The sequence below is a fragment of the Paenibacillus sp. TSA_86.1 genome (genome assembly GCF_052691815.1).
Window position 1 is genome coordinate 35,881 of sequence record NZ_JBQZGE010000008.1, and the last position, 24,884, is coordinate 60,764.

20 protein-coding genes are annotated in these 24,884 nt (G+C 45.9%); all 20 read left to right on the forward strand.

What is annotated here, in order from left to right:
* Positions 1 to 97: 97 nt before the first annotated feature.
* The 20 genes from ACUTVW_RS16535 to ACUTVW_RS16630 all read left to right on the forward strand — a co-directional run bounded on the left by ACUTVW_RS16535 (position 98) and on the right by ACUTVW_RS16630 (position 24,881).
* Positions 98 to 1,063, forward strand: coding sequence for a ketopantoate reductase family protein (locus ACUTVW_RS16535; protein ID WP_445646820.1), 966 nt, complete (start codon positions 98 to 100; stop codon positions 1,061 to 1,063).
* Complete coding sequence (locus ACUTVW_RS16540) at positions 1,063 to 1,437, forward strand: DUF3397 domain-containing protein (protein ID WP_445646821.1); 375 nt, start codon at positions 1,063 to 1,065, stop codon at positions 1,435 to 1,437. Before ACUTVW_RS16535 ends, ACUTVW_RS16540 begins: the two co-directional genes overlap by 1 nt.
* A gap of 151 nt (positions 1,438 to 1,588) precedes the next feature.
* The gene (locus tag ACUTVW_RS16545) at positions 1,589 to 3,265 is read left to right on the forward strand and encodes a peptide ABC transporter substrate-binding protein (protein ID WP_445646822.1); all 1,677 of its coding nucleotides are present in this window, start codon (positions 1,589 to 1,591) and stop codon (positions 3,263 to 3,265) included.
* Positions 3,266 to 3,454: 189 nt separating this feature from the next.
* A complete protein-coding gene (locus tag ACUTVW_RS16550) occupies positions 3,455 to 4,387 on the forward strand; it encodes an ABC transporter permease (protein WP_434750130.1) in 933 nt (310 codons plus the stop codon).
* A 47-nt stretch (positions 4,388 to 4,434) separates the two neighbouring features.
* Positions 4,435 to 5,316, forward strand: a complete 882-nt coding sequence (locus ACUTVW_RS16555; protein ID WP_373323256.1) for an ABC transporter permease — start codon at positions 4,435 to 4,437, stop codon at positions 5,314 to 5,316.
* 17 nt (positions 5,317 to 5,333) lie between these two features.
* On the forward strand, positions 5,334 to 7,103 hold the full coding sequence (locus tag ACUTVW_RS16560) for an ABC transporter ATP-binding protein (protein ID WP_445646823.1): 1,770 nt from the start codon (positions 5,334 to 5,336) through the stop codon (positions 7,101 to 7,103).
* 154 nt (positions 7,104 to 7,257) lie between these two features.
* Positions 7,258 to 8,889 (forward strand): bacillithiol biosynthesis cysteine-adding enzyme BshC, encoded by a 1,632-nt coding sequence (bshC, locus tag ACUTVW_RS16565; protein WP_445646824.1) that lies wholly within the window; start codon positions 7,258 to 7,260, stop codon positions 8,887 to 8,889.
* A gap of 57 nt (positions 8,890 to 8,946) precedes the next feature.
* Entirely contained in the window at positions 8,947 to 10,212 is a 1,266-nt protein-coding gene (locus ACUTVW_RS16570) for an adenosylhomocysteinase (protein ID WP_445646825.1), read from the forward strand.
* 276 nt (positions 10,213 to 10,488) lie between these two features.
* Positions 10,489 to 10,926, forward strand: coding sequence for a division/cell wall cluster transcriptional repressor MraZ (mraZ, locus tag ACUTVW_RS16575; protein WP_434753249.1), 438 nt, complete (start codon positions 10,489 to 10,491; stop codon positions 10,924 to 10,926).
* 18 nt (positions 10,927 to 10,944) lie between these two features.
* On the forward strand, positions 10,945 to 11,895 hold the full coding sequence (gene rsmH / locus ACUTVW_RS16580; protein ID WP_445646826.1) for a 16S rRNA (cytosine(1402)-N(4))-methyltransferase RsmH: 951 nt from the start codon (positions 10,945 to 10,947) through the stop codon (positions 11,893 to 11,895).
* Positions 11,896 to 11,920: 25 nt separating this feature from the next.
* Complete coding sequence (locus ACUTVW_RS16585; RefSeq protein ID WP_445646827.1) at positions 11,921 to 12,346, forward strand: hypothetical protein; 426 nt, start codon at positions 11,921 to 11,923, stop codon at positions 12,344 to 12,346.
* Positions 12,347 to 12,358: 12 nt separating this feature from the next.
* Positions 12,359 to 14,707, forward strand: coding sequence for a penicillin-binding transpeptidase domain-containing protein (locus ACUTVW_RS16590; RefSeq protein WP_445646828.1), 2,349 nt, complete (start codon positions 12,359 to 12,361; stop codon positions 14,705 to 14,707).
* Positions 14,708 to 14,799: 92 nt separating this feature from the next.
* A complete protein-coding gene (locus ACUTVW_RS16595; protein ID WP_445646829.1) occupies positions 14,800 to 16,752 on the forward strand; it encodes a stage V sporulation protein D in 1,953 nt (650 codons plus the stop codon).
* 160 nt (positions 16,753 to 16,912) lie between these two features.
* Positions 16,913 to 18,400 (forward strand): UDP-N-acetylmuramoyl-L-alanyl-D-glutamate--2,6-diaminopimelate ligase, encoded by a 1,488-nt coding sequence (locus ACUTVW_RS16600; RefSeq protein ID WP_445646830.1) that lies wholly within the window; start codon positions 16,913 to 16,915, stop codon positions 18,398 to 18,400.
* Complete coding sequence (locus ACUTVW_RS16605; RefSeq protein WP_445646949.1) at positions 18,400 to 19,812, forward strand: UDP-N-acetylmuramoyl-tripeptide--D-alanyl-D-alanine ligase; 1,413 nt, start codon at positions 18,400 to 18,402, stop codon at positions 19,810 to 19,812. Before ACUTVW_RS16600 ends, ACUTVW_RS16605 begins: the two co-directional genes overlap by 1 nt.
* A 12-nt stretch (positions 19,813 to 19,824) precedes the next feature.
* Positions 19,825 to 20,793: a phospho-N-acetylmuramoyl-pentapeptide-transferase gene (gene mraY / locus ACUTVW_RS16610; RefSeq protein ID WP_445646831.1), complete on the forward strand. Its 969-nt coding sequence runs from the start codon at positions 19,825 to 19,827 to the stop codon at positions 20,791 to 20,793.
* 3 nt (positions 20,794 to 20,796) lie between these two features.
* Positions 20,797 to 22,218, forward strand: a complete 1,422-nt coding sequence (murD, locus tag ACUTVW_RS16615; RefSeq protein WP_445646832.1) for a UDP-N-acetylmuramoyl-L-alanine--D-glutamate ligase — start codon at positions 20,797 to 20,799, stop codon at positions 22,216 to 22,218.
* Between the two features lie 48 nt (positions 22,219 to 22,266).
* Complete coding sequence (gene spoVE / locus ACUTVW_RS16620; protein ID WP_445646833.1) at positions 22,267 to 23,364, forward strand: stage V sporulation protein E; 1,098 nt, start codon at positions 22,267 to 22,269, stop codon at positions 23,362 to 23,364.
* 8 nt (positions 23,365 to 23,372) lie between these two features.
* Complete coding sequence (gene murG / locus ACUTVW_RS16625; RefSeq protein ID WP_445646834.1) at positions 23,373 to 24,482, forward strand: undecaprenyldiphospho-muramoylpentapeptide beta-N-acetylglucosaminyltransferase; 1,110 nt, start codon at positions 23,373 to 23,375, stop codon at positions 24,480 to 24,482.
* 168 nt (positions 24,483 to 24,650) lie between these two features.
* Positions 24,651 to 24,881: a hypothetical protein gene (locus tag ACUTVW_RS16630; RefSeq protein WP_445646835.1), complete on the forward strand. Its 231-nt coding sequence runs from the start codon at positions 24,651 to 24,653 to the stop codon at positions 24,879 to 24,881.
* The last annotated feature ends 3 nt before the right edge of the window (positions 24,882 to 24,884 follow it).

Below are 24,884 nucleotides of genomic sequence, written 5' to 3' on the forward strand. Positions count from 1 at the left end.
TTGTACGTATTTTGTTCTATTATAGATAGGAGAAGGATCAGGTGAAGCATACAGAGGAAATAGTGAATAGATGAAATGATGAGGGCAGGGGGATTACATGATTATAGATGTAGTAGGAGCGGGCTCGTTGGGACTTCTATATGGAGGCAAGCTGCAAGCAGCTGGCGAATGTGTACGTTTCTGGACTAGAACATCGGAACAGGCTGATCAGCTTAAGCAAAAGGGATTTAAAATTACAGAGAAAGATGGAGAGGTGTGTATCAGGCCAGGTGAGACTCAGGCTTATCCAATATCCAAGCTGACAGAGTATTGGAACAAGATACCGGGAGACTGGACGCTGCTCACGCTGAAGCAAACCCATATTGATGATTTTATTGCACGGATAAAGAAACTGGAAGGTCAGCATACATTAAAGATGGCTTGTTATCAAAATGGTGAGGGACATTTGGAGAAGTTGAAGGCTGCTTTGCCATCTTCACTGTTATGTAGTGCGATTACCACAGAGGGGGCGAAACGTAGCGAGGATCAAGTGCATCGGGCTGGTATAGGAGAAACACGTCTGGGTGTAAGTCATATTTTAACGGCCACAGATATAGAGAAATCGGATAAACAACAAATATTTACTTTAGCGAAGAGGTTGCAACAGGCAGGATTTGACTGTACAGTGTCGAATGAAATCGATAAGCTGATATACAGAAAACTGCTGATTAATGCCGTCATTAACCCGCTTACGGCAATATGGAGAATACCCAATGGTGAATTGCTTCACAAGATGGAACGAATCCGAATAATGCGTCAGCTGTACGATGAGGCGTTGACCGTATACGGGGCTATGGGCATTCAATTGGAAGGGGATTTGTGGCAGCAGATCAAGGAGGTATGTCAAGATACCGCTACCAACACGTCATCGATGCTTGCAGATGTTCTACATAAGCGCACAACAGAGGTTGAATCAATTAATGGATCGATGATAAGAATGGCAGAGCGGCTCAATGTAAAGGTACCTACACATGAAATGCTTCTTCATCTGATCCAAGGTATGCAATCAGAAGGGGTGACTTAATGGGATTTTTCATTGTTTTGAGCATTCTGCCCTTTTTTCCGTTTTTTCTCGTGTATTGGGGCATGATGGTATGGAAGAAAGATAAACCAGTTGCATTGCGAACAGCAATGGATGTCACGACATTTTTTCTTATATTTTCCGTGTCAGCGTTATTCAACTTAACATTTGATTCGAATTTCGGTTTTTATCTGACATTAATACTCATACTAATAGCGCTTGGTTTTATCGGAGGTGCGCAAAATCGACTAAAAGGTAAGGTCGATGGGGGAAGAATGTTCCGGGCCGTATGGCGCATGGCATTTGTAATGATGAGTTTTGGATATGTTTTGTTTACTTTATTTGGATTATTTAGATACATTATGAATCAGATGTAAGGTTACATAACGCAAAATCACAAAAAGATGTGTCGATTTTGTCGAAAACTGAAAAAAACATTACTTTCTGAAAAAGTAATGTAGATTTTTTTGACCGGTGGTTGTATAATCTATAAACATAAACCACATCAATTTAGGGGGAAAAAGTTAGATGAAAAGGAAAAGTCTATTAGTCCTTTTGACGCTGATCTTGGCGTTCGGTACCGTACTTGCAGCGTGCGGATCGAAAAATGAAGGCACAGGTACCAAAACAGATAACAATTCTGCAAGCGGAGAAAAGGGTCTTGCCAAAGATCAAGTTCTGAAAATCAACTTAACGGCTGAACCTCCTACCTTGGACCCGGCTCAAGCCAAAGACAGCCAAACCAACACAGTACTGAAGTTTTTGTATGAGGGCCTCGTGCGTATCGATGACAAGGGCAAAGAAGCTCCTGGTATCGCTACGAAGTGGGACATTTCTGAAGATGGTTTGAAATATGTTTTCAACCTGAACCCAGAAGCAAAATGGAGCAACGGTGATGCTATTACTGCAGAAGACTTTGCACGTTCTTGGGAACGCGCTTTGAAACCGGAAACAGCTTCTCCATATGCATACCAATTGTACTACATCAAAGGCGCTCAAGCTTTCAACGAAGGTAAAACTAAGGACTTCTCACAAGTAGGCGTTAAAGCTAAGGACGAACATACGCTTGAAGTGACGTTGGAAAATCCTACTCCTTACTTCTTGGGTCTGACAGCTTTCTATACGTATTACCCAGTACACAAATCTGCTGATACCAACAAAAAATTCTTCTCTGATTACAAAAACATGATCGTTAACGGACCATTTGTAATGGATCAATTCGCTAAAGGTCAAAAAATTGTTGTGAAGAAAAATGAAGGTTACCATGCAGCAGCTGACATTAAATTGACTCAAGTTGATATGTCCCTGACAAGCAGCAGTGCTTCCGAACTGCAAGCTTATAAATCAGGTCAATTGGACTATAGTGGTGCACCTAATGGTGAAATTCCTACAGACCAAATCCCTTCTTTGAAGGCCGAATTACCTAATGAATTTAAAGCTACAGGTATTGCAAGTACTTACTACTACCTGTTCAATTTGAAAGAAGCACCATTTAACAATCTTAAGATTCGTAAAGCTTTTGCAATGTCTATCAACCGTCAGTTGATTGTTGACAAAGTAACACAAGGCGGACAAATTCCTGCATTCGGTTTTGTACCTCCAGGTATCCGTGGTGAAAAAGGTCAATTCCGCGATGAGCACAAAGATGATTACTTCGCTGAAAATGTAGAAGAAGCAAAAAAATTGCTTGAAGAAGGTATGAAAGAAGAAGGTTATACAACATTGCCTGCACTTACTCTGATCTACAACACAAGTGATAACCATGCAAAAATTGCTTTGGCTATTGCTGACATGTGGAAACAAAACCTTGGTGTTGATGTGAAAACAGAAAACCAAGAGTGGGGCGTATTCCTTGAGAATCGTCAAAACCAAAACTTCCAAATCGCTCGTGCAGGCTGGTCTGCTGACTACAGCGATCCGTACAACTTCTTGGAAATGTGGACTACTGGCAACACAAACAATGATCCAAAATTCAGTAATGAACAATTCGACAAAGATGTTAAAGAAACTGTGAAAACAGCTGATCCTGCAAAGCGTATGGCGGCATTTGCTGACGCTGAGAAAGTCTTGGTACAAGATGAAATGGCTGTATTGCCAATTTACTACTACACTAACGTTTCCTTGACTAAGCCTTACCTGAAAGGTGTACAACTTGATTTCAGTGGAGCAATTGACTTCACTCGTGCGTATCTGGAAGAAAAATAAGTTGTTCTGAAGTCTAATATGCTTGCTTCGGGATGTATATGTGGTTCTCCATATATATCCCGATTTTTTGTTTGCTCATCAATTTTCCTTATTATTCTTGAAATTTCCGATAAATGGATTGGACATTATTTGTGTCTGATTCTACAATCGATTTGTATACAAAATATTGTTTGTGGAGGTGTGCAAGGGTTGGTTAAGTACGTTTTGAAAAAACTGCTATTTATGCTGCTATCGCTTTTCATACTCGCATCAATGACTTTCTTCTTGATGAAGGCCATTCCTGGCGACCCGTTTACTTCCGAGAAAAAAGTATCGCCTGAGATTCGGGCACTTTTGGAGGCGAAGTACGGACTGGACAAGCCAATGTATGAGCAATATCTGAAGTATATGGGTGGAATTGTCCAAGGGGACCTCGGTGTTTCAATGAAGTATCTGAATCGTGATGTATCCGATATGATTGTGGAAACATTCACTGCTTCATTAAAAATTGGTGTGTTTGCGATCATTATTTCAATTATTGTGGGTGTATTGCTCGGTCTCATCGCCGCAGTATATCACCGTAAACTTATTGATGATATCACCATGATTTTAGCTGTTATCGGTATTGCGGTTCCAAGCTTTTTGCTTGCATCGCTAATACAGTATGTATTTGCGTTCAAGCTTGGATGGTTTAATGTCATGGGCTTTGACGGACCGCTCGACTATGTACTGCCTGTTGCAGCCTTGTCTGCATCGCCAATTGCCTTTATTGCGCGTTTGACGCGTTCAAGCATGTTGGAGGTTTTACACGCGGATTATATCAAAACAGCGAAAGCCAAAGGCTTGAAATGGCCTGCGATCATGTTTAAACATGTTCTGCGTAATGGTATTTTGCCAGTTGTTACGTATGTTGGACCAATGACAGCAAACATCATTACAGGTTCAGTAGTTATTGAACAAATTTTCAATATCGGTGGGATCGGTAAAGTATTTGTTGAAAGTATCACGAATCGTGACTACACCTCGATTATGGGTATTACCATTTTCTATGGTATTCTCTTGATGTTTGCACGTTTCCTTACAGATATCGTTTACGTATTGGTAGATCCTAGAATTAAGCTGGAAAGCCGGAAGGGGGCATAACGTTGTCTGGCACAAAGAATAACAATAATGGAACGGCGAACACTGACCTGAACAGTCAGGCAGCGGTGAAGCCGCAAGAAAGTATATCCCTTTTTAGAGACGCAATGTACAGACTGGCAACGAATAAAGCTGCAATGATTAGCCTTAGCGTGCTGGTGCTTGTTGTACTGTTTGCTATATTTGGACCCACTTCTTTGTTTACAAAGTACAATTATTACTCTAATGACTTGCTTAATTCGAATGCTGCTCCCAGTGCGGAACACTGGTTCGGCACGGATGATCTGGGTCGTGATGTGTGGGTAAGAACATGGGTCGGCGCACGTGTGTCCCTGACGGTTGGTCTGGCTGCGGCGTTGATTGACCTTGTGATCGGGGTTATCTATGGTGCGATCATGGGTTACTATGGTGGACGAGTTGACGGAATTATGAATAAGTTCTCCGAGATTTTGTACTCTTTGCCTTACATGTTGGTTGTTATCCTGTTGCTGGTTGTTTTGGAGCCAAGTCTTACAACGATTATTATTGCCCTTACCATTACAGGCTGGATTAGTATGTCCTGGATTGTTCGTGGTGAGATTATGCAACTCAAAAATAGAGATTTTATCCTTGCTGCAAGATCGATGGGTGCAAGTACAGGACGTCAATTGTTCCGCCACTTATTGCCAAATGCAGTTGGACCGATTATCGTTACCTTGACATTGTCTATTCCAAATGCGATCTTTGCTGAGGCATTCCTGAGTTTCCTCGGTCTGGGTGTATCTGCACCAAGATCTTCCCTGGGATCCATGATCAATGACGCACTTACAGGCTGGACACTGTATCCATGGCGGATGTGGTTCCCTGCTGGTCTGATGGTTATTACAATGCTTGCATTTAATTTGCTCGGTGATGGATTGCGTGACGCACTTGATCCGAAATTACGTAAATAGAAAGAGGAGGTGGGATTATGGAGCCGATTTTAACAGTCAAAGACTTAAGCGTATCGTTCTCAACGCGCTCGGGTGAATTTGATGCCGTTAAAAATGTGAGTTTCGAAATTGGCAAAGGTGAAACGCTGGGGATCGTGGGTGAATCGGGTAGTGGTAAGAGTGTTACCGCTCAAACGATCATGAAATTGATCCCCTCCCCGCCTTCGAAGGTTAAGAGCGGAGATATTACGTTTCACGGGCAGGATCTGTTAAATAAAACAGATAAACAAATGGAATCCATTCGTGGTAAAGATATCGGTATGATCTTCCAGGATCCTATGACATCCCTGAATCCTACGATTAAAATTGGTAAACAGATTACGGAAGTATTGCGTAAACACCAAAATATGTCCAAGCAAGCAGCCAACAAAGCTGCACTAGAAATGCTTGAACTTGTAGGTATTAAAAATGCAGCCATTCGTATGAATCATTATCCGCACCAGTTCTCTGGTGGTATGCGTCAGCGTGCGATGATTGCGATTGCGCTCGCTTGTCGTCCATCTTTGCTGATTGCGGATGAGCCGACTACAGCACTGGACGTTACAATTCAAGCTCAAATCCTGGATGTCATGAAAGACATGCAGCAAAAGCTCGGAACTTCAATTATGTTGATTACACATGATCTTGGCGTTGTAGCCGGCATGTGTGACCGTGTGGTTGTCATGAAGGAAGGCGAAGTTGTCGAAACAGGAACAACAGCTGAGATCTTCAGCAACCCGCAGCATCCTTATACCATTAAGTTGTTGAACGCTCTTCCGCGTCTGGACGAGCCGAAAAAGGAAAAGCCAACTCCGGTAGGTATTGTCAAAGGTAGTAATAAACCTTTGGTTCAAGTGAAAAACCTGAAACAATACTTCAACCTTGGTAAAGGTAATATCCTCAAAGCTGTAAATGACGTGAGCTTTGACATCTTTGAAGGAGAAACGCTTGGTGTTGTAGGTGAGTCAGGTTGTGGTAAATCTACAACTGGACGTACGATTTTACGTCTTTACGAGCCAACTGGCGGAAATGTTAACTTCAACGGTACGGATATTTACAAGTTGTCTCCGCGCAAGATGAAAGAAATGCGTAAAGACATGCAGATGATTTTCCAAGATCCGTATGCCTCACTGAATCCGCGTTTTAACGTTATGGATATTATCGGGGAGTCTCTGGACATTCACGGTCTGGCAGCAAGCTCTAAAGAGCGTAAGAGACGGGTAGAAGAGTTATTGGATCTCGTAGGCCTCAACCCGAGCCATGCTTTGCGTTATCCGCATGAATTCTCCGGTGGGCAAAGACAGCGGATCGGGATCGCGCGTGCACTTGCCGTTGACCCTAAATTTATCATTTGTGATGAGCCGCTTTCTGCGCTGGATGTATCCATTCAAGCCCAGGTCGTTAAATTGCTTGAAGAGCTGCAGCAGCGTCTTGGATTGACGTATCTCTTTATCGCCCATGACTTGTCCATGGTTAAACATATCAGTGATCGTGTTGCTGTTATGTACATGGGTAAAGTGGTGGAATTGGCAGAGAGTGAGGAATTGTACGCCAACCCGATTCATCCATACACCAAAACATTGCTTTCTGCTATCCCTGTTCCAGATCCGGAAGTAGAAGCGAACAAACGCCGAATTTTGTTGCCGGATGAGCAATCTAGCCCGATTCAAAATGATTCAGGCGGTTCTAAAAACGATCCGTATAATTTGGAAAACGCTCAATTGATTGAGGTTTCCAAAGGTCACTGGGTTGCAGAACCTTACGTATAATAGTTTCGAAAACGAATATGCTATTATATACATCATAACCGCCGATTAAATCGGCGGTTTTTTTATATTATTTGTGACTTTGCTTTGACGAAGAGCTATTGAATTCGGTACAATCAAGGAAGGCTCTTTAGAAGCAGAATAGGAGGCAGACCTCATGAAAGGGATTACCGAGGCGCTCCGCAGCGGATCACAGCTTGCAGAAGATTATATCTGTAAGGCAGATGCTGCGCGAAGCCTTTATGAATATGACATTCGCTGGGAAAACGGCCTCCACGCGCGTGCTGAATGGCTGAAACAATCGGAGCATACACGTGTTGACCGTCATGAACTGGCGGCGTATTTACGTTTATATAATAAGCGAGTAAATGATCATGACAAGGTTCATGCTTCCATTACTCGCCTTGTTGAAGAGGATGCAATAGTCGTTACCGGAGGACAACAGAGCGGCCTCTTCACCGGACCATTGTTCGTGATATATAAAGCGGCAAGTGTGGTTGCTGCTGCGCGTGAAGCGGAACAGCAGCTGAAACGTCCCGTTATTCCAGTATTCTGGATTGCAGGTGAAGACCATGACTGGGATGAGGTTAACCATACGTTTTTGCCGGATTCCCAAGGAGACATTCACAAAATCAAACTTCAAGGGCATTTTACGGGAAGAGATTCAGTAAGTCATGTGGAAGTGAAATGGGAACAGTGGAAGACGGCACTGGAGCAAGTAGAACTTTTATTACCTGATACAATCCACAAGCCCGGTTTAATGAAAATGATTACGGAAATTCATCATTCCAGCACGAATCTGAGTGATGCGTTTGCGCGAATGATATCCACTTTGTTTGCAGGCACCGGACTGGTACTGATGGATGCTGCCGATCCGGAATTACGGAAGTTGGAGAAGCCTGTATTTGAGCGTTTGATTCGGGAGAATGATTCGTTACGTTCAGCTTATTTACAAGGAGCATCGCTTGTTGAACAAGCAGGTTATGCCATGCCAGCAGAAGTGGCGGAAGATGGGGCCAATCTTTTTTATATTCATGAGGGCACCCGTTTGCTATTGACGATAAAAGATAACTTGTATCAAGATCGCAAAGGGCTGGTATCCTTTACGGAGGGGCGCTTGTTACAAGAACTGGCGGATCATCCTGAGCGTTTCAGTAATAATGTACTCACCCGGCCACTCATGCAAGATTCATTGCTTCCTGTGGCAGCTGTAATTTTAGGTCATGGTGAAATCGCATATTGGGGCCTTACACGCGCAGCGTTCCGTTCATTTGGGCTGCAAATGCCGATATTGCTACCGCGTTTATCCTTTACGATTCTGGACGAAGTACAGCATAAACATATGAAGCAATACGGACTTTCATTTCAGGATGTACAACATCGCCTAGATGAAAAGAAAGCACAGTGGCTGGCTCAGCAGGAAACTTTCCAGGTCGATGAGCAGTTCACTCAGATTCGTGAGCAATTCATAACACTCTATCGTCCATTGCTGGATCAGGTTGCAGAAGTGCATCCCGGCCTAAACCGGATTGGAGAAGCGAATTTGGCTAAAATGAACGAGCAAATTCAATATTTGGAGCGTCAGACGCGCAAGGCTATTGAAGATAAACATCAAGTGAGCATAAGGCATTGGAATGGTATTCAGAATACTCTGTTCCCGATGGGCAAACCGCAGGAACGAGTACATAATGCACTCTTTTACCTGAATCGTTATGGAACCGACTGGATTGAAGAACTCATTAAAGCTTCTGCTGAATTCCAAGGTCAACATAAGGTTATACCAATGTAAGCATCTAGATAATATCGATCTTTATAATAGAAGAAACATTTTTAAGGAGGAGTTCGTTTGACCACATCTGCATTGCAAAACAGCATCGTCAAAGATATGGGGCTTGCTTCAGAGGGCCATTTGAAAATTGATTGGGTCGAGGCACATATGCCGGTGCTAAACAGGATTCGGCGTCAGTTTGAGCAAGATCAGCCTTTCAAAGGTCTGAAAGTTTCGATCTGCCTTCACCTGGAAGCCAAGACAGCTTATCTGGCCAAAGTCATTCAAGCTGGTGGAGCTGAAGTGACGATTACGCACAGTAATCCGTTGTCCACTCAAGATGATGTGTGCGCCGCTTTGGTAGAAGACGGTGTTACGGTTTATGCTAAATATAATCCGGAGCCGGCTGAATTCAAGGCGTTGCAACTCCGTGCTCTTGAAGTGAAGCCTGATCTGATCATTGATGATGGCGGAGATTTTGCAACGATTATTGCTTCTGAACGTCCTGAACTTGCGGCGACCATTCGCGGAGGTGCGGAAGAAACGACAACGGGGATTATCCGCTTGAAAGCTTTGGCGAAAGAAGGACGATTGAAATTCCCGATGGTTGCGGTAAATGATGCTTATTGCAAATATCTGTTTGATAATCGTTACGGTACGGGGCAATCTGCTTTTGATGGTATCATTCGTACAACGAACTTGGTGGTTGCCGGAAAAAATGTCGTTGTAGCCGGGTATGGCTGGTGTGGTAAAGGTGTGGCTATGCGTGCCAAAGGGTTGGGGGCAAATGTCATTGTCACTGAAATTGACCCGATTAAAGCAGTGGAAGCACATATGGATGGTTTCCGAGTGATGACGATGCTTGAAGCGGCGAAGATTGGTGACTTCTTTATCGCAGTGACAGGGAACAAGGATGTTATTACAGGAGAACATTATGATGTTATGAAAGACGGAGCTATTTTAAGTAACGCAGGTCACTTTGACGTTGAGGTTAACAAACCTGAGCTTGCGAAACGTTCAGAATCTATTCGGACCGTGCGTCGCAATATTGAGGAGTATCGCTTCAAAGATGGTCGTAAAATGTATCTTCTCGCAGAAGGACGCTTGGTAAATCTGGGAGCTGCTGACGGACATCCAGCCGAAATTATGGATACCACGTTTGCTCTTCAAGCACTAGGACTGCGTTATGTTAGCGAAAACTACGAAAGTCTTGGCAAAAATGTAGTTAATGTTCCTTACGAAATTGATCAACAGGTGGCAAGTTACAAGCTGGAAAGTCTGAATATTGCCATTGATTCCTTATCAGATGAGCAAGAAAAGTATCTGGATAGTTGGAAATTCTAAAGGTTCATCCAATAATTACAAGCGGATAAACTGTTTCAATAGATGTAAAATGGTGTATTGATGATATGGCTCATGTACGGGTGCACATACGATTGCCCGTAACCGGGAAACGTCTCTGATCCTGAATGACAGGATCAAAGGCGTTTTTTTTGAGTGGAATCAAATAAAAAATCAGGAATGTCAAGAAGGGTTTTGATTTTTTTAACCGAATCTATTATGCTTAGGTGGTGGAAAGTGGGGCAAAGTGGGGCGAATAGGTGAGGAGTGAGTGGGACAATGTTTATGGGCGAGTTTCAACATAGCATTGATGACAAAGGTCGGGTTATTATTCCGGCCAAATTCCGCGAATCTCTCGGAGCCTCTTTCGTTGTCACACGAGGTTTGGATCAATGTCTTTTCGTGTACCCCATGGAGGAGTGGGGGGTCATGGAACAGAAGCTCAAAGCACTGCCGCTGATGAAATCCGATGCACGTGCATTTACCCGGTTTTTTTTCTCGGGTGCAACTGAATGTGAACTGGACAAACAGGGCAGGGTAAATCTGCCGGGCAACTTGAGAGAGTATGCCAAATTGGACAAGGACTGTGTTGTTCTTGGCGTGTCGAACCGGGTGGAGATTTGGAGCAAAGGCATATGGGAAAGTTATTTCAATCAATCCGAAGAAGCATTCAACGACATTGCCGAAAAGCTGGTTGATTTTAATTTTGAATTATAAAGTAAGGAGGGGTGCAGGTTGTTTCACCACATCACCGTACTCAAAGAAGAGGCAACTGAGGGACTAAACATCAAGCAGGACGGTATATACGTGGACTGCACTTTAGGCGGCGCGGGACACAGCTCCGTGATTGCATCCAAGTTAGGCCCAGGGGGACGTCTGATCGCACTTGATCAGGATGATTGGGCTTTGGACAATGCACGCGAGAAACTCGCTGCTTATGAAAACCAGGTAACATTGGTGAAAACCAATTTTAGAGATTTGGAACAGGTTCTCAAGGATCTTGACCTTCCTATGAAGGATGGTGTACCACAGGTCGACGGGATTCTGTATGATCTGGGTGTATCATCACCACAGTTTGACGAAGGGGAACGCGGGTTCAGTTATAATCACGATGCACCGCTGGATATGCGTATGGATCAGGATGCACTTCTGACGGCGAAGGAGATTGTGAATGAATGGCCGGAAGAAGAGATTGCCCGGATACTTTATCGCTATGGTGAAGAGAAGTTTTCCAGACGGATCGCTCGTGTCATTGTGAACAGACGTAGTGAGTCTGAGATTGAAACGACAGGGGAACTTGTGGAATTGATCAAGGAAGGCATTCCGGCAGCTGCCCGCCGCACAGGTGGACATCCTGCAAAGAGAAGTTTTCAGGCGCTGCGTATTGCTGTGAATGATGAACTGGGCGCTTTTGAAGAAGGCCTGCACCAAGCTGTTCGTTGTCTTGCGCCAGGGGGGCGTGTATCTGTTATTACTTTCCACTCTCTTGAGGACCGGATATGTAAACAGATCTTCAGCAGCTATCTCGAAAAATGTACATGTCCGCCTGACTTTCCGTTATGTGTATGCGGTGGTAAAGGGACCTTGCGTCTCGTAAACCGAAAACCGCTTATGCCAACAGAAGCGGAACTGACCGAGAACTCTCGTGCGCGATCAGCGAAGCTGCGCGTAGCTGAGAAATTGTAGAACAAAATGGAGGAGGAGCCTTCGAATGGCATATACGCGTGGCAACCTAGCGGTCAAACAAAAAGCCCAAGAGCGTGTAACGCAGCAAAGGTACAAGGAAACAACCAAAGTTGTGACACGTCGCACCGGTCTGTCGGCTCGAGAAAAATTTTTATATCTGATCACACTTGTTGCCGTCATTATTGTGGGTGGAGCCCTGATGTCTCGTTACGCTCATATTTATGAACTGAACAAACAGGCTCAGTCCACCATCGTGAAAATTAAAGAGACCGAGAAGACCATTGCCGATTTGCAGGTGGAAAAAGAAAAGCTAAACAATCAGGTTGTCGAGAATGCAAAAAATCTGGGTTACGTTGAAGCTTCCGATAAGGATGTCATTTTTGTACCACGCTCAACAACGAATACATCTACAGGTACTGAATCATCCTCGAACGCGTCCAGTAGCAAGTAAAGAGGTGTTTCGATGGTAAAAAGAATAAAAATGCGCACGTTGTTAATAGGGGGATTCATTACCCTCTTTTTTCTTGTACTCGTAACCCGCATATTTTTCATTCAGGTGGTCAATGGTGGTAAATGGCAGGAACGTGCGGCTGGACTAATCGAAAGGGAACAGACGATCAAAGCCGCTCGGGGAACGATTACGGATCGAAATGGAAATGTGCTTGCTACGGATTCGCCGGCGTACACCGTCTCAGTTAACCCGCTTCTGATTAATCAACTAGGTATTCAGGACGAGGTGACCAAGAAGCTGTCTGCTCTGCTCAAGAAAAATGAGGGTGAGATGCGTGCTTTGGTCACAGCCAAGAATAAAGACGGAAAATTTTTTCAACAGCGTGAAGTACGTAGTGAAGGATACAAAATTAGTCCCGAGCTTGCGGAAAAAGTCAAAGAATTGCGTAAAGAGCTGCAGGATCAATATAAGGCTGGCAATGCCATTGTCATGACACAGGAATCAAAGAGGTTTTATCCGGAGGAAACATTGGCTTCTCATGTGCTGGGTTATATGAGTCGTGACGGCAAAGCTGTCAATGGGCTTGAAGTCTCGTATGATGATGTGCTTACGGGCACTGACGGTTTCCTGAATTACCAGAAGGATGCCAAGGGCATCAAGCTCCCGAATTCACAGGATAACTATTTACCGCCGAAAAACGGTAAAAACCTGAAACTGACGATTGATGATACTATCCAGTTTTATATTGAGAGTGCAATGAAAGAAACGGTTGCGAAATATAATCCGTTGAGTATGACCGTCATTGCAGCCGACCCAAACACGATGGAGATTCTAGGGATGGCCAATTGGCCAACGTTTAATCCGAATACGTATGCGAGCACGCCGGATCAGAAGAACTTTATCAACCATGCAACGCAATCGATCTATGAACCAGGCTCCACGTTCAAAATAGTGACGCTTGCAGGGGCCGTGGAAGAAAAACTGTTTGATCCGAATGCGACGTTTGAATCGAAGCGTATCTACATTGGTGGGTTTCCGATTAGTGATAACGGGCATACGTATGGACGCATCTCTTATCTCGAAGGAGTAAAGCGCTCAAGTAACATTGCTTTTGTTAACCTGGGATACAACATGCTCGGAGGAGAACGACTGCGTAAATACATCGATCAGTTTGGCTTTGGTAAAAAGACAGGCATTGATCTGCCAAGCGAAGCTGCTTCTCCAATTAAACCTCTGATTTATAAATCAGAGATTGCTACCGCAGCGTATGGTCATGGTCTCGTCCAGGTAACGCCAATGCAGCAGCTTTCCGCGATTTCGGCTATTGCCAACGGTGGTAAACTGCTTCAGCCTCATCTGGTGAAAGAAATAATCAATCCGAATGATGGTTCGACGGAAGTGATCAAACCGAAAGAGATACGTCAGGTGATCTCGAAAGAATCGGCCAAGCTTGTTGGCGGGTATCTGGAGCAGGTCGTAGCCGATCAGACGATCGGTACAGGGCGTAATGCCTATATCGAGGGATACCGCGTTGCAGGCAAAACGGGAACAGCGAGAAAAGTCATCAACGGTCAATACAGTAAAAGCAAAGACGTGGTTTCATTTATTGGGTTTGCACCGGTAAACAATCCGAAAATTGCTATGCTGATTGTGATTGACCAGCCGGATGGGACGAACATTGGTGGAGGAACTGCAGCGGCTCCAGTGTTCAAAAAGGTTGTAAGTCAAACTCTGCAATATATGGGCATTCCGAAAGACACAGCCAAAACAACAGACAAAAAATCAAAAGAAACATCTGTTGTTCAGGCTAAGGCTCCAGATCTGAGGGGTAAAACGGCCAAACAGGCTAGAAGTCAGCTTCTCAGTTCGGGTATTGCTTATGTGACACTTGGTCAAGGTGAAAATGTGATTCGGCAGTATCCACAGGCGGGTGCTTCCATGAATCCAGGCCAGCGAATCTATTTGCTCACAGAAGAAAGTAGTAAAATGAAGGTGCCAGATCTGACGGGTGAATCCCTTCGTGATGCGTTAGAGGTTCTTTCACTTATGAAGGTAGGCGTGACAGTCAAGGGTGAGGGATATGTCGTAAAGCAGAAGGAACAGGTAGCGGGCGAGCAGCGAACGGTACAACTGACATTACAGACTGCGAAAGCTGCAGTTACCGGTATCGCAGATGAGGCACCCGATTCATCCAATCCAGAAGATACGAAGCAAGACAAGGATGCGAAAACGGATGAACAGGGTAAAGGAGAAGGCAAAGCGCCATCAGGAAGCACGTCCAGTCAAAGCCCACCCCAGACGCAGACGAGCGAAAGCAAGCCATCTGATAAACCTGCGACTGAAGGGGCTTCCCTGCCATAAGCTTCATAGACAGCTTGTTCTAACCCCCGGTTGTCCTGAATATTCATGAATGAGACAGTTCATGATTTTGGGACGAGTGGGGGGATCTTTTCGTGAAGGGATCAAGTGTGAATCTGCGCCGCAGATTGCTATGGAGTTTATTCATTCTGGTCATGTTATTTTCGGCCTTAGTTATCAGGCTTGCTTATGTACAATTGGGGAAAGGCCCGGAGTTATCGGCAAAAGCGGAGGAATCCTGGCGCCGCAACATTCCATACTCGGCTAAAAGGGGAGAGATTCTGGATCGAAACGGAACGTCTCTGGCCTATAATGTGACAACCCCAACGATTATGGCTATCCCGGCTCAAGTCAAAGAAGCGGAGTCAACGGCCAAGTCGCTTGCACCGCTGTTAGGCATGACGGAAGAGAAAGTGCTGGCAACCATCAAGAAACGAGAATTGATCGTACGACTACAACCCGGTGGCCGCAAAATTACGATGGAGAAAGCACAGCGCATCCGTGATTTGAAGCTTCCGGGTATCGTTGTTGCTGAGGACAACAAACGTTTCTATCCATATGACGATCTGGCTGCTCATATTCTCGGGTTTACAGGAATTGATAATCAAGGACTGACTGGTGTAGAGAAAAGATATGATGATAAGCTGAATGGTTTGAATGGTAGCGTATCCTACTTGTCCGATGCGGCCGGAAGGCTCATGCCGGGCTCATCCGAGAAGTATGTGGAACCGAAGGACGGGCTTAACCTCAAGTTGACCATTGATAAATCCATTCAGTCTATCATGGAACGGGAACTGGATCAGGCTATGGTTAAGTTTCAAGCTAATTCTGCTCTGGCGATCGCAATGAATCCCAAAACCGGCGAAATTCTGGGCATGTCTAGCAGACCAGGCTACGAGCCAGCGGATTACCAGCAGTACCCGTCAGAGATTTATAACCGGAATTTGCCAATCTGGATGACTTATGAACCGGGTTCGACCTTTAAGATCATTACGCTGGCTGCTGCGCTGGAAGAGAAAAAGGTGAATCTGAAGCAGGATCAATTTTTTGATCCGGGATTTGTTGAAGTTGGCGGTGCACGTCTGCGTTGCTGGAAGAAGGGTGGTCATGGAAGCCAGACCTTCCTTCAAGTTGTGGAGAACTCCTGTAATCCAGGATTTGTTGCATTGGGACAGAAGCTTGGTAAAGAATCATTGTTCTCCTACATTAAAAATTTCGGTTTTGGCAAAAAAACAGGAATTGACCTCAGCGGAGAAGCTAGCGGTATTCTTTTCAAATTATCGAATGTTGGTCCTGTTGAACTTGCAACAACCGCTTTTGGCCAAGGTGTATCCGTAACCCCTATTCAGCAAGTAGCAGCGGTGTCGGCTGCCATTAACGGAGGCAAGCTCTTCAAACCTTATGTTACGAAAGCATGGGTGCATCCAGAAACCGGAGAGGTACTGGAAGAAGCGGAGCCTGAACTGGTTCGCCAAGTGATTTCGGAGGAAACATCAAAGCAAGTACGTGAAGCACTCGAAAGCGTCGTGGCCAAAGGTACAGGGCGTCCGGCGTTTATCGATGGATACCGGGTTGGCGGTAAAACGGGTACAGCTCAGAAGGTCATCAATGGACGTTACTCCTCAAGCGAGCATATTGTATCTTTTATCGGATTTGCTCCGGCCGATGATCCGCAGATCGTAGTTTATACGGCTGTTGATAATCCCAAAGGTATTCAGTTTGGTGGTGTGGTTGCCGCGCCAATTGTGCAAAACATTCTGGAAGACTCGCTGCATTATATGAATGTGCCCGTGCGTAAAGATCAGCTCGCTAAAGAGTACAAATATGGTGAAACTAAAATTGTGACGGTTCCAGATCTTACGGGTGCTACGGTGGAAGATTTGTATGAGGATCTAAACATGAATTTTATGCTCGCGAAGTCCGGCAGTGGTAAATACGTTATTAATCAGGCACCCAAACCGGGAGCCAGAGTCGATCAGGGCTCAACGATACGTATCTACATGGGGAATGTGCTGAAGGATGAGCATGATCATACAAAGCAAGAATGAAGGCTTCAAAGAGGGGTTTAGTAAGGCTGAAGCGGAGTTTCAGAATCTCACCGCAACAAATTCCATAGGATCGCGTTTCATTATTTGGTGATATGGTCGATATTAATATTACAGGAATCTGTGGATACAGAAGTATATTTGGAAAAGTGAGGTTATTCATGTGCTTTTAAAACAGTTCGAATCCAAGTTGATTACCGCCCGTCTAGTGGGCGACCCCCATACAGAATGTCACAACCTTCAGACAGATTCCCGGCAGGTTAAACCGGGTGATCTGTTTATCTGTCTTCCGGGGCATACGGTGGATGGACATGATTATGCAGATAAAGCAGTACAGGCTGGAGCAGCGGCTCTCGTTGTCGAGCGGCAGCTTGACTTGCCTGTGCCACAGTTGATTGTGAAAGACAGCCGCTTTGCGATGGCTGTTTTGTCTGACTTCTTTTTCGACTCGCCAAGCCGCAAAATGAAAATGATCGGTGTAACGGGAACCAATGGCAAAACAACAACGACTTATCTGATTGAAAAAATTATGAGTGATCACGGTCAGAAAACCGGGCTCATCGGTACCATTCAGATGCGTTATGATGGGCGCACTTACCCCATGTCGGGAACAACACCTGAAGCACTTGATCTGCAACGCAGTTTGCATGATATGGTTCAGTCGGGTACGGACTGCTGTGTGATGGAGGTTTCGTCCCATGCATTGGAACAAGGCCGTGTGAAAGGCACAGATTTTCGTACCGCAGTATTCACAAACCTGACCCAGGATCATCTGGATTACCATCATTCGATGGAAGAGTATCGCGGAGCTAAAGGACTATTCTTCGCACGGCTAGGTAATGGGTACGCAGAAGATGATTCCCAGCGTAAGTATGCAGTTATCAATGCGGACGATCCGGCTGCGGCATATTTCACTTCTGTAACGGCTGCTGAGGTCATTACATATGGCATGGAAGAGAATGCGGATGTGCATGCATCTGCAATCTCAATTACGGCTCAAGGAACCTCCTTCCATGTAGATACCTTTGCGGGTAGTACAGACATCGAGTTGCGCATGGTGGGCAAGTTCAACGTATACAATGCGATGGCTGCAATCTCGGCCACGTTGGTAGAGGGCGTTCCACTGGAAGAAATCAAGCGTAGCCTTGAAACGGTACCGGGTGTGGACGGCAGAGTGGAAGCCGTCAATGAAGGGCAGGCGTTCGCGGTTATCGTGGACTATGCCCATACACCGGATGGTCTGGAGAATGTGCTTCGTACAGTCAAAGAGTTTGCTGAAGGTCGTGTCATCTGTGTATTTGGTTGTGGCGGTGACAGGGATCGGACGAAACGACCGTTGATGGGGAAAATTGCTGCGAAGTACAGTGACTTTGTATTAGTGACTTCCGACAACCCGCGGACTGAAAATCCTGATCTGATTTTAAAGGATATTGAGCAAGGTTTGCTGGAAGAGTCCGTTTCATCTGAACGGTACACGATGATTGTGGATCGGCGTCAGGCCATTCATGAAGCTATTGAAATGGCAAGCCCGGCCGATGTAGTATTGATTGCGGGCAAGGGTCACGAGACTTATCAAATTATCGGAACAACCAAGACGGATTTCGATGACCGGATCATAGCCAAAGAAGCGATAAGGGGCAAATCCAATTGATAAAAAGAACATTGGCGCAAATCGCCGACATGTGCGGTGGCACATTAAGTGACGCTGTGGTTTATAGCGAAGTTATCACCGAAGGGGTATTTACCGATTCACGTAAACCCGTGGCAGGAAGTTTGTTTATCCCCTTGGTGGGTGAACGTTTTGATGGACATGAGTTCGTGCAAGCTTGTCTGGAGCAAGGTGCTGCGAGTGCAATGTGGCAAAAGGATCATGGCGTCCCACCGCAGGGAGCGGTTATTTTGGTGGACGATACGCTTGTTGCATTACAGACGCTTGCATCAGCGTATCTTGCTGAGAACAAGGCATCTGTCGTTGGCATTACAGGCAGTAACGGTAAAACAACGACAAAGGATATTGTTGACGCTCTTCTCTCGACCACATTTAAAGTGCATAAAACGCAGGGTAATTTCAACAATCATATCGGTCTGCCATTAACGGTACTGAGCATGAATCCGGATACGGAGATCATTATTTTGGAGATGGGCATGAGTGGTCGTGGTGAAATCCGCGATCTCTCTGTCATTGCTCAGCCGGATGCAGCAATCATAACCAACATTGGCGAATCACATTTGCTTCAGCTTGGCTCAAGATTAGAGATTGCAAGAGCCAAGGCTGAAATTGCGGCTGGAATGAAACCTGGCGGAGTACTCATCTACAACGGAGACGAGCCTTTAATCGCTCAGGTGCTTGAAGAGTCTGCAACCAAACAACCTGTGGGCATGCAACGGTTTACATTTGGGCTGCAAGCCGAGAATGATGATTTTCCGACAGGGCTCATGAATGCGCAGAACGGGATGGTGTTCACGACCAAGCAGTCTGGAGACAAAGCATATACACTCCCGTTGCTAGGTACTCACAATGTAATTAACTGTCTGGCAGCCATGGCTGTAGCACGTCATTTTGGAGTTACTCCGGAAAACATGGCAGCAGGCTTGTCACAGTTGAAATTGACAGGCATGCGTATTGAGGTTACACAGGCCGTTAGCGGACTCACGCTCTTGAATGATGCATATAATGCAAGCCCGACTTCCATGAAGGCTGCAATCGATGTATTAGAAGGGTTAAAAGGATATCGGATGAAAGTGGCTGTACTGGGAGATATGCTGGAGTTAGGCCCTGAAGAGCAACAGCTTCATCATGATATCGGGACGTATATTACCCCTGCCAAGTTGGATAGAGTGCTGGTATACGGATCGTTATCTTTGCATATTGCCGAAGGCGCCAAAAAGCATATGGAAGCTGAAGCTGTGCATGCTTTTGAGAGCAAAGAAGAGTTGACCCGTTATTTACTGGAGACCCTTCATTCAAAGGACGTTGTCTTGTTTAAAGCCTCACGAGGTATGAAACTGGAGGATGTGGCTCAAGCACTGCAAACAGCACCATTACACAATCGAGTAGACTAGAGGGGTGAACCCATGGATTTTCAGGTATTACTGTTAACAATCGGCGTTTCATTTATTTTGGCGGTGATTGCCGCTCCGCTGTTGATTCCGCTCTTGCGGCGGATGAAATTTGGGCAGCAGGTCAGAGAGGACGGACCTCAGAGCCATTTGAAAAAAAGCGGAACACCAACGATGGGCGGAGTTGTTATTTTACTTGCGTTCACGCTGGCTTTTCTTAAATTCTCAGCGGTCAAGAACACAGACTTCTATGTGCTGCTTGTTGCTACACTGGGATTTGGTCTTATTGGTTTTTTGGATGACTATATCAAAATAGTATTCAAGCGCTCGCTTGGACTGACAGCTAAACAAAAAATGCTGGGGCAACTACTTTTCAGTGGCCTGATGTGTTATTTGCTTATTCAAAACGGACACAGCACTGCGATTTCCATTCCAGGAACTTCGGTTTCATTTGACTGGACGGGATGGTTTTATTATCCATTTGTTGTGTTTATGATGCTTGCTATTACGAATGCGGTTAATTTTACGGATGGTCTCGATGGGCTTCTTTCCGGTGTTAGCGCAATTGCTCTTGGTGCATTTGCAATTGTGGCAATGCAGGCAACGTCGATGCCAGCGGCTGTGTGTGCAGCTGCCATGATCGGAGCGGTCCTTGGATTTCTGGTCTACAACGCACATCCGGCGAAAGTCTTTATGGGTGATACGGGTTCACTCGGAATCGGTGGTGCTATCGGCGCAATTGCAATCGTTACGAAGACAGAGCTTCTTTTCCTCGTCATCGGTGGTATTTTTGTCATCGAAGTCCTGTCCGTTGTGATTCAAGTTGTATCTTTCAAAACCCGCGGTAAACGTGTGTTCAAAATGAGCCCGATCCATCATCACTTTGAGCTTAGTGGCTGGTCTGAATGGCGGGTTGTTATTACCTTTTGGGCGGTAGGTGCCATTTTGGCCGCTCTTGGACTTTATCTCAACAAGGGGCTGTAAATTATGAACCATCCAAAAACATATCGCGGACAACAGGTCGTTGTGCTTGGTCTTGCCAAGAGCGGGGTACAAGTTGCCAAGGTACTGCATCGTGCAGGGGCTGACGTTACCGTAAATGATAAAAAAGACAGGGAACAGTGTCCCGAAGCTTCTGAATTGGAGGCTTTGGGAATTTCTGTTGTATGCGGGGGCCATCCTGATAATCTGATTCATAATGATGTGAAGCTGGTTGTTAAAAACCCGGGTATTCCATATCATGCGGCTCCTGTGCAGCATGCCCTTGAACTAGGCATCGAAGTGGTGACAGAGGTAGAGGTGGCCTATCACCTCTGCGAAGCACCTATAATCGGCATTACCGGTTCTAACGGTAAGACGACGACGACAACATGGGTGGGTAACATGCTGAAGCAAGCAGGTTTGAATCCCATTGTTGCCGGTAATATTGGAACACCTCTCTGCGAAGCGGCAGAGCAGGCAGTAGCTAATAACTGGATGGTAGTTGAGCTGAGTAGCTTCCAACTGAAAGGCACAGTGGAGTTTCGTCCGCGTATTGCGGCGTTGCTTAACGTGGCAGAGACCCATTTGGATTATCACGGGGGGATGGAAGATTATGTGGCTTCCAAAGCAAAACTGTTTGCCAACCAGCAGTCGGATGACATCGCTATCCTCAATTGGGATGATGCTGTATGCCGTGAACTCGTTCCTTATATCAAGTCCAGACTAATTCCGTTCTCGTTGACGGAAAAACTTGAAACAGGCGTGTATGCAGATCCGCCCTATGTCGACGGGGAAGAAGATGACGTGAAACGTCAAGTGATCTATGCTGACGGTACTGGCAATCGACATATGATTATTGATGTAGAGGACATTGGCATACCTGGACGCTTTAATGTGGGCAATGCGTTAGCTGCGGTAGCTATTTCCATCGCAGCTGGTGCTGACCTGTCCGTGCTTGCTGCTCCGCTAGCTGACTTCAAAGGCGTTGAACATCGTCTGGAGTATGTGCTTGAGCACAATGGATCGGTGTATTATAACAATTCCAAAGCCACCAATTCCAAAGCGACGGTAATGGCACTGAATTCCTTCAAGGAACCTGTTGTACTGATTGCTGGGGGACTGGACCGTGGTTCGGATATGATGGAACTGTTGCCCGTATTCGAGGAGCGTGTCAAAGCACTGGTAGTCCTTGGTGAAAACCGTGCCAAAATCGCTAAAGTCGCTGAGCTTGCGGGATTAAAGCAAATCAAGGTCGTCGATAATGAGGAGGACGCTGCCCGTACGTTGACGGTTGCCGTTCAGGAAGCTGCGAGGCTGGCTGATCCGGGGGATGTAGTTTTGTTATCCCCTGCATGTGCAAGCTGGGACATGTTTGCATCCTATGAAGAACGGGGACGCATTTTTAAAGAGGCGGCGCATAACTTGTAAGTAGGGGGGTGGAAAAGCCCCTACTTCCATGCAAGGGGTGGCCTCCTGATGAAACAGACGCGACCGGCGCCGGATATTTGGCTCCTGATTTGTATTTTGGCTCTGCTTGCCATCGGCATCATTATGGTATACAGCGCAGGTTCGGTGCTTGCCTTCCGTAACTATGGCGATTCATTTTATTTTGTGAAAAGACAAATTTTATTCGCCGTGCTTGGGCTTGTAGCCATGTTTGTAACGGCTAACGTGGATTACAGGGTATGGAGAAAGTATGCCAAACCGATATTAATCGTTTGTTTTATTATGCTGATTGCAGTATTAATTCCGGGAATCGGTGTCGTTCGCGGCGGTGCACGCAGCTGGCTGGGGATTGGCTCTTTCGGTATTCAGCCTTCTGAGTTCATGAAGTTGGGCATGATCTTGTTTTTGGCTCATTGGCTGAGCAAAGATCCCGGTAAGATTAAAACCTTTACAACTGGGCTCCTGCCTCCGCTTGGGCTGATCGGGCTGGCTTTTGGCATTATCATGTTGCAGCCCGATTTGGGTACAGGCACGGTGATGATGGGGGCGTCCATGCTCATTATTTTCACAACGGGTGCACGCATGAAACATTTGGCCTTGCTTGCGCTTGGAGGAATTGCAGGGTTTGCGGCGCTGATTGCAGCGGCACCTTATCGCTTGCAGCGAATTACAGCGTTTATGGATCCTTGGTCTGACCCGCTCGGGGCCGGATATCAGATCATTCAGTCACTCTATGCGATTGGTCCGGGTGGACTGGCTGGTCTGGGGCTGGGGATGAGCAGGCAAAAGTACAGTTATGTGCCTGAACCGCAGACGGACTTTATTTTTAGTATTTTGGCGGAGGAACTTGGTTTTATTGGTGGAATGATTGTTTTATTATTGTTTCTGGTGCTAGTGTGGAGAGGGATGCGTATAGCGATGACCGTTCCGGATGCTTTTGGCAGTCTGCTGGGTGTGGGCATCATCGGCATGGTTGCTGTACAAGTCATTATTAATATCGGTGTAGTGATTGGGCTGATGCCTGTCACGGGTATTACGTTGCCGCTGATCAGTTATGGCGGATCGTCATTAACTCTCATGCTCACAGCACTGGGCATATTAGTGAATTTATCCCGTTATGCGAGGTGACTTATACGATGCGAGTCGTTCTTAGCGGCGGCGGTACAGGAGGACATATCTATCCTGCCGTTGCCATAGCAAGACAGTGCGAGGCGGTGAATCCCGACTCGACGTTTTTATACATTGGTGGAACCCGCGGACTTGAAAGTAAACTGGTTCCTCAAGAAGATATCCCTTTTAAATCAATTGATATTACTGGTTTTCGGCGTAAGTTGTCCTTTGAAAATGTGAAGACCATCATGCGTTTTGTTCAGGGCGTACGCAAGTCCAAAAAAATGCTGAAGGAATTCAAACCTGATGTTGTCATCGGTACAGGCGGTTACGTCTGCGGGCCTGTTGTGTATGCAGCGGCGAAGCTGGGAATCCCGAGTGTTATTCATGAACAGAATGCGATTCCGGGTCTGACGAACAAGTTCTTAATGCGTTATGTAGACACGGTGGCTGTCAGCTTCGAAGGTTCTGAAAAATCATTCTCGGGTGCTAAAAAGGTAATCTACACCGGTAATCCGCGAGCAACGACCGTAGCTCAAGCCAGCCGGAATCGTGGGTTCGCGACATTAGGTGTTCCGATGGACAGCCGTGTTGTGCTTGTCGTTGGCGGCAGTCGTGGAGCCAAAGCGATCAATCAGGCGATGATCGAGATGGCAGCGATGCTGGAGCAACTGGATGATGTACATGTGGTTTACGTTACAGGTGAAACCTATTTTGATGAAACTCGTGAAGCGATTCGCAGCTCTTTGGGAACGATGCCTAATCATCTGCATGTACTTCCTTATGTTCATAACATGCCTGAAGTGCTCGCTTGCACCTCCCTGATTGTCAATCGTGCTGGAGCATCATTCCTGGCGGAAATTACATCGCTGGGCATTCCATCGATTCTGATTCCGTCACCGAACGTAACCAACAATCATCAGGAGGCTAATGCGCGTACGCTTGAAAAAGGTGGAGCTTCACTCACGATGCTGGAGAGAGATCTTACAGGCAAAGGCCTTTATGAAGCGATCGCAGGTATTATGAATGATGAATCGGGGCGTAAGCAGATGGCAGAGGCTTCTCGAAAACTAGGGAAACCGGACGCGGCAGAAGTGCTTGTCAATGAAATCAAGCGTCTTGTTGCAGGGCGTTAATGTGTGTTAGTGGGCGATTGTCACACACTAGACGGGACTGACATAAGATACCTTATAAATCGTGACAATCGTTCCATGATGCCGCAGTACAGCATTCACACCGGAGAAGGTGCACCTTTTGTAAGACTATAGGTCTATCCAGCGGCATCTCCGGTATGGATTGGTGAAATGAACGGGATGGATGGCAGGTATTCATGGATCGGATGTGTCACGGATATTTCATTCGCTGAATTTGTACTGGAAACAATGGATGTGTATTTCATTGTTCTCACAGGCCAAGCGACAGCAGAGGACGTCTTCACCCATACACAGTCTACTCGTAGCACTATATCATCTCATGGCGGTATTCATCGGGTACCGTATGTCTTCGAAGTGGGTGAGCGTAAACCCCGGAGGTGATAC

Excerpts from the sequence above, each read along its gene's own strand:
- murD (WP_445646832.1), top strand. The coding sequence starts at position 20,797 with ATGAACCATCCAAAAACATATCGCGGACAACAGGTCGTTGTGCTTGGT.
- mraZ (WP_434753249.1), top strand. The coding sequence starts at position 10,489 with ATGTTTATGGGCGAGTTTCAACATAGCATTGATGACAAAGGTCGGGTT.
- ACUTVW_RS16545 (WP_445646822.1), top strand. The coding sequence starts at position 1,589 with ATGAAAAGGAAAAGTCTATTAGTCCTTTTGACGCTGATCTTGGCGTTC.
- ACUTVW_RS16585 (WP_445646827.1), top strand. The coding sequence starts at position 11,921 with ATGGCATATACGCGTGGCAACCTAGCGGTCAAACAAAAAGCCCAAGAG.
- ACUTVW_RS16560 (WP_445646823.1), top strand. The coding sequence starts at position 5,334 with ATGGAGCCGATTTTAACAGTCAAAGACTTAAGCGTATCGTTCTCAACG.
- ACUTVW_RS16540 (WP_445646821.1), top strand. The coding sequence starts at position 1,063 with ATGGGATTTTTCATTGTTTTGAGCATTCTGCCCTTTTTTCCGTTTTTT.
- ACUTVW_RS16535 (WP_445646820.1), top strand. The coding sequence starts at position 98 with ATGATTATAGATGTAGTAGGAGCGGGCTCGTTGGGACTTCTATATGGA.
- mraY (WP_445646831.1), top strand. The coding sequence starts at position 19,825 with ATGGATTTTCAGGTATTACTGTTAACAATCGGCGTTTCATTTATTTTG.
- spoVE (WP_445646833.1), top strand. The coding sequence starts at position 22,267 with ATGAAACAGACGCGACCGGCGCCGGATATTTGGCTCCTGATTTGTATT.
- bshC (WP_445646824.1), top strand. The coding sequence starts at position 7,258 with ATGAAAGGGATTACCGAGGCGCTCCGCAGCGGATCACAGCTTGCAGAA.
- ACUTVW_RS16590 (WP_445646828.1), top strand. The coding sequence starts at position 12,359 with ATGGTAAAAAGAATAAAAATGCGCACGTTGTTAATAGGGGGATTCATT.
- ACUTVW_RS16630 (WP_445646835.1), top strand. The coding sequence starts at position 24,651 with ATGAACGGGATGGATGGCAGGTATTCATGGATCGGATGTGTCACGGAT.
- murG (WP_445646834.1), top strand. The coding sequence starts at position 23,373 with ATGCGAGTCGTTCTTAGCGGCGGCGGTACAGGAGGACATATCTATCCT.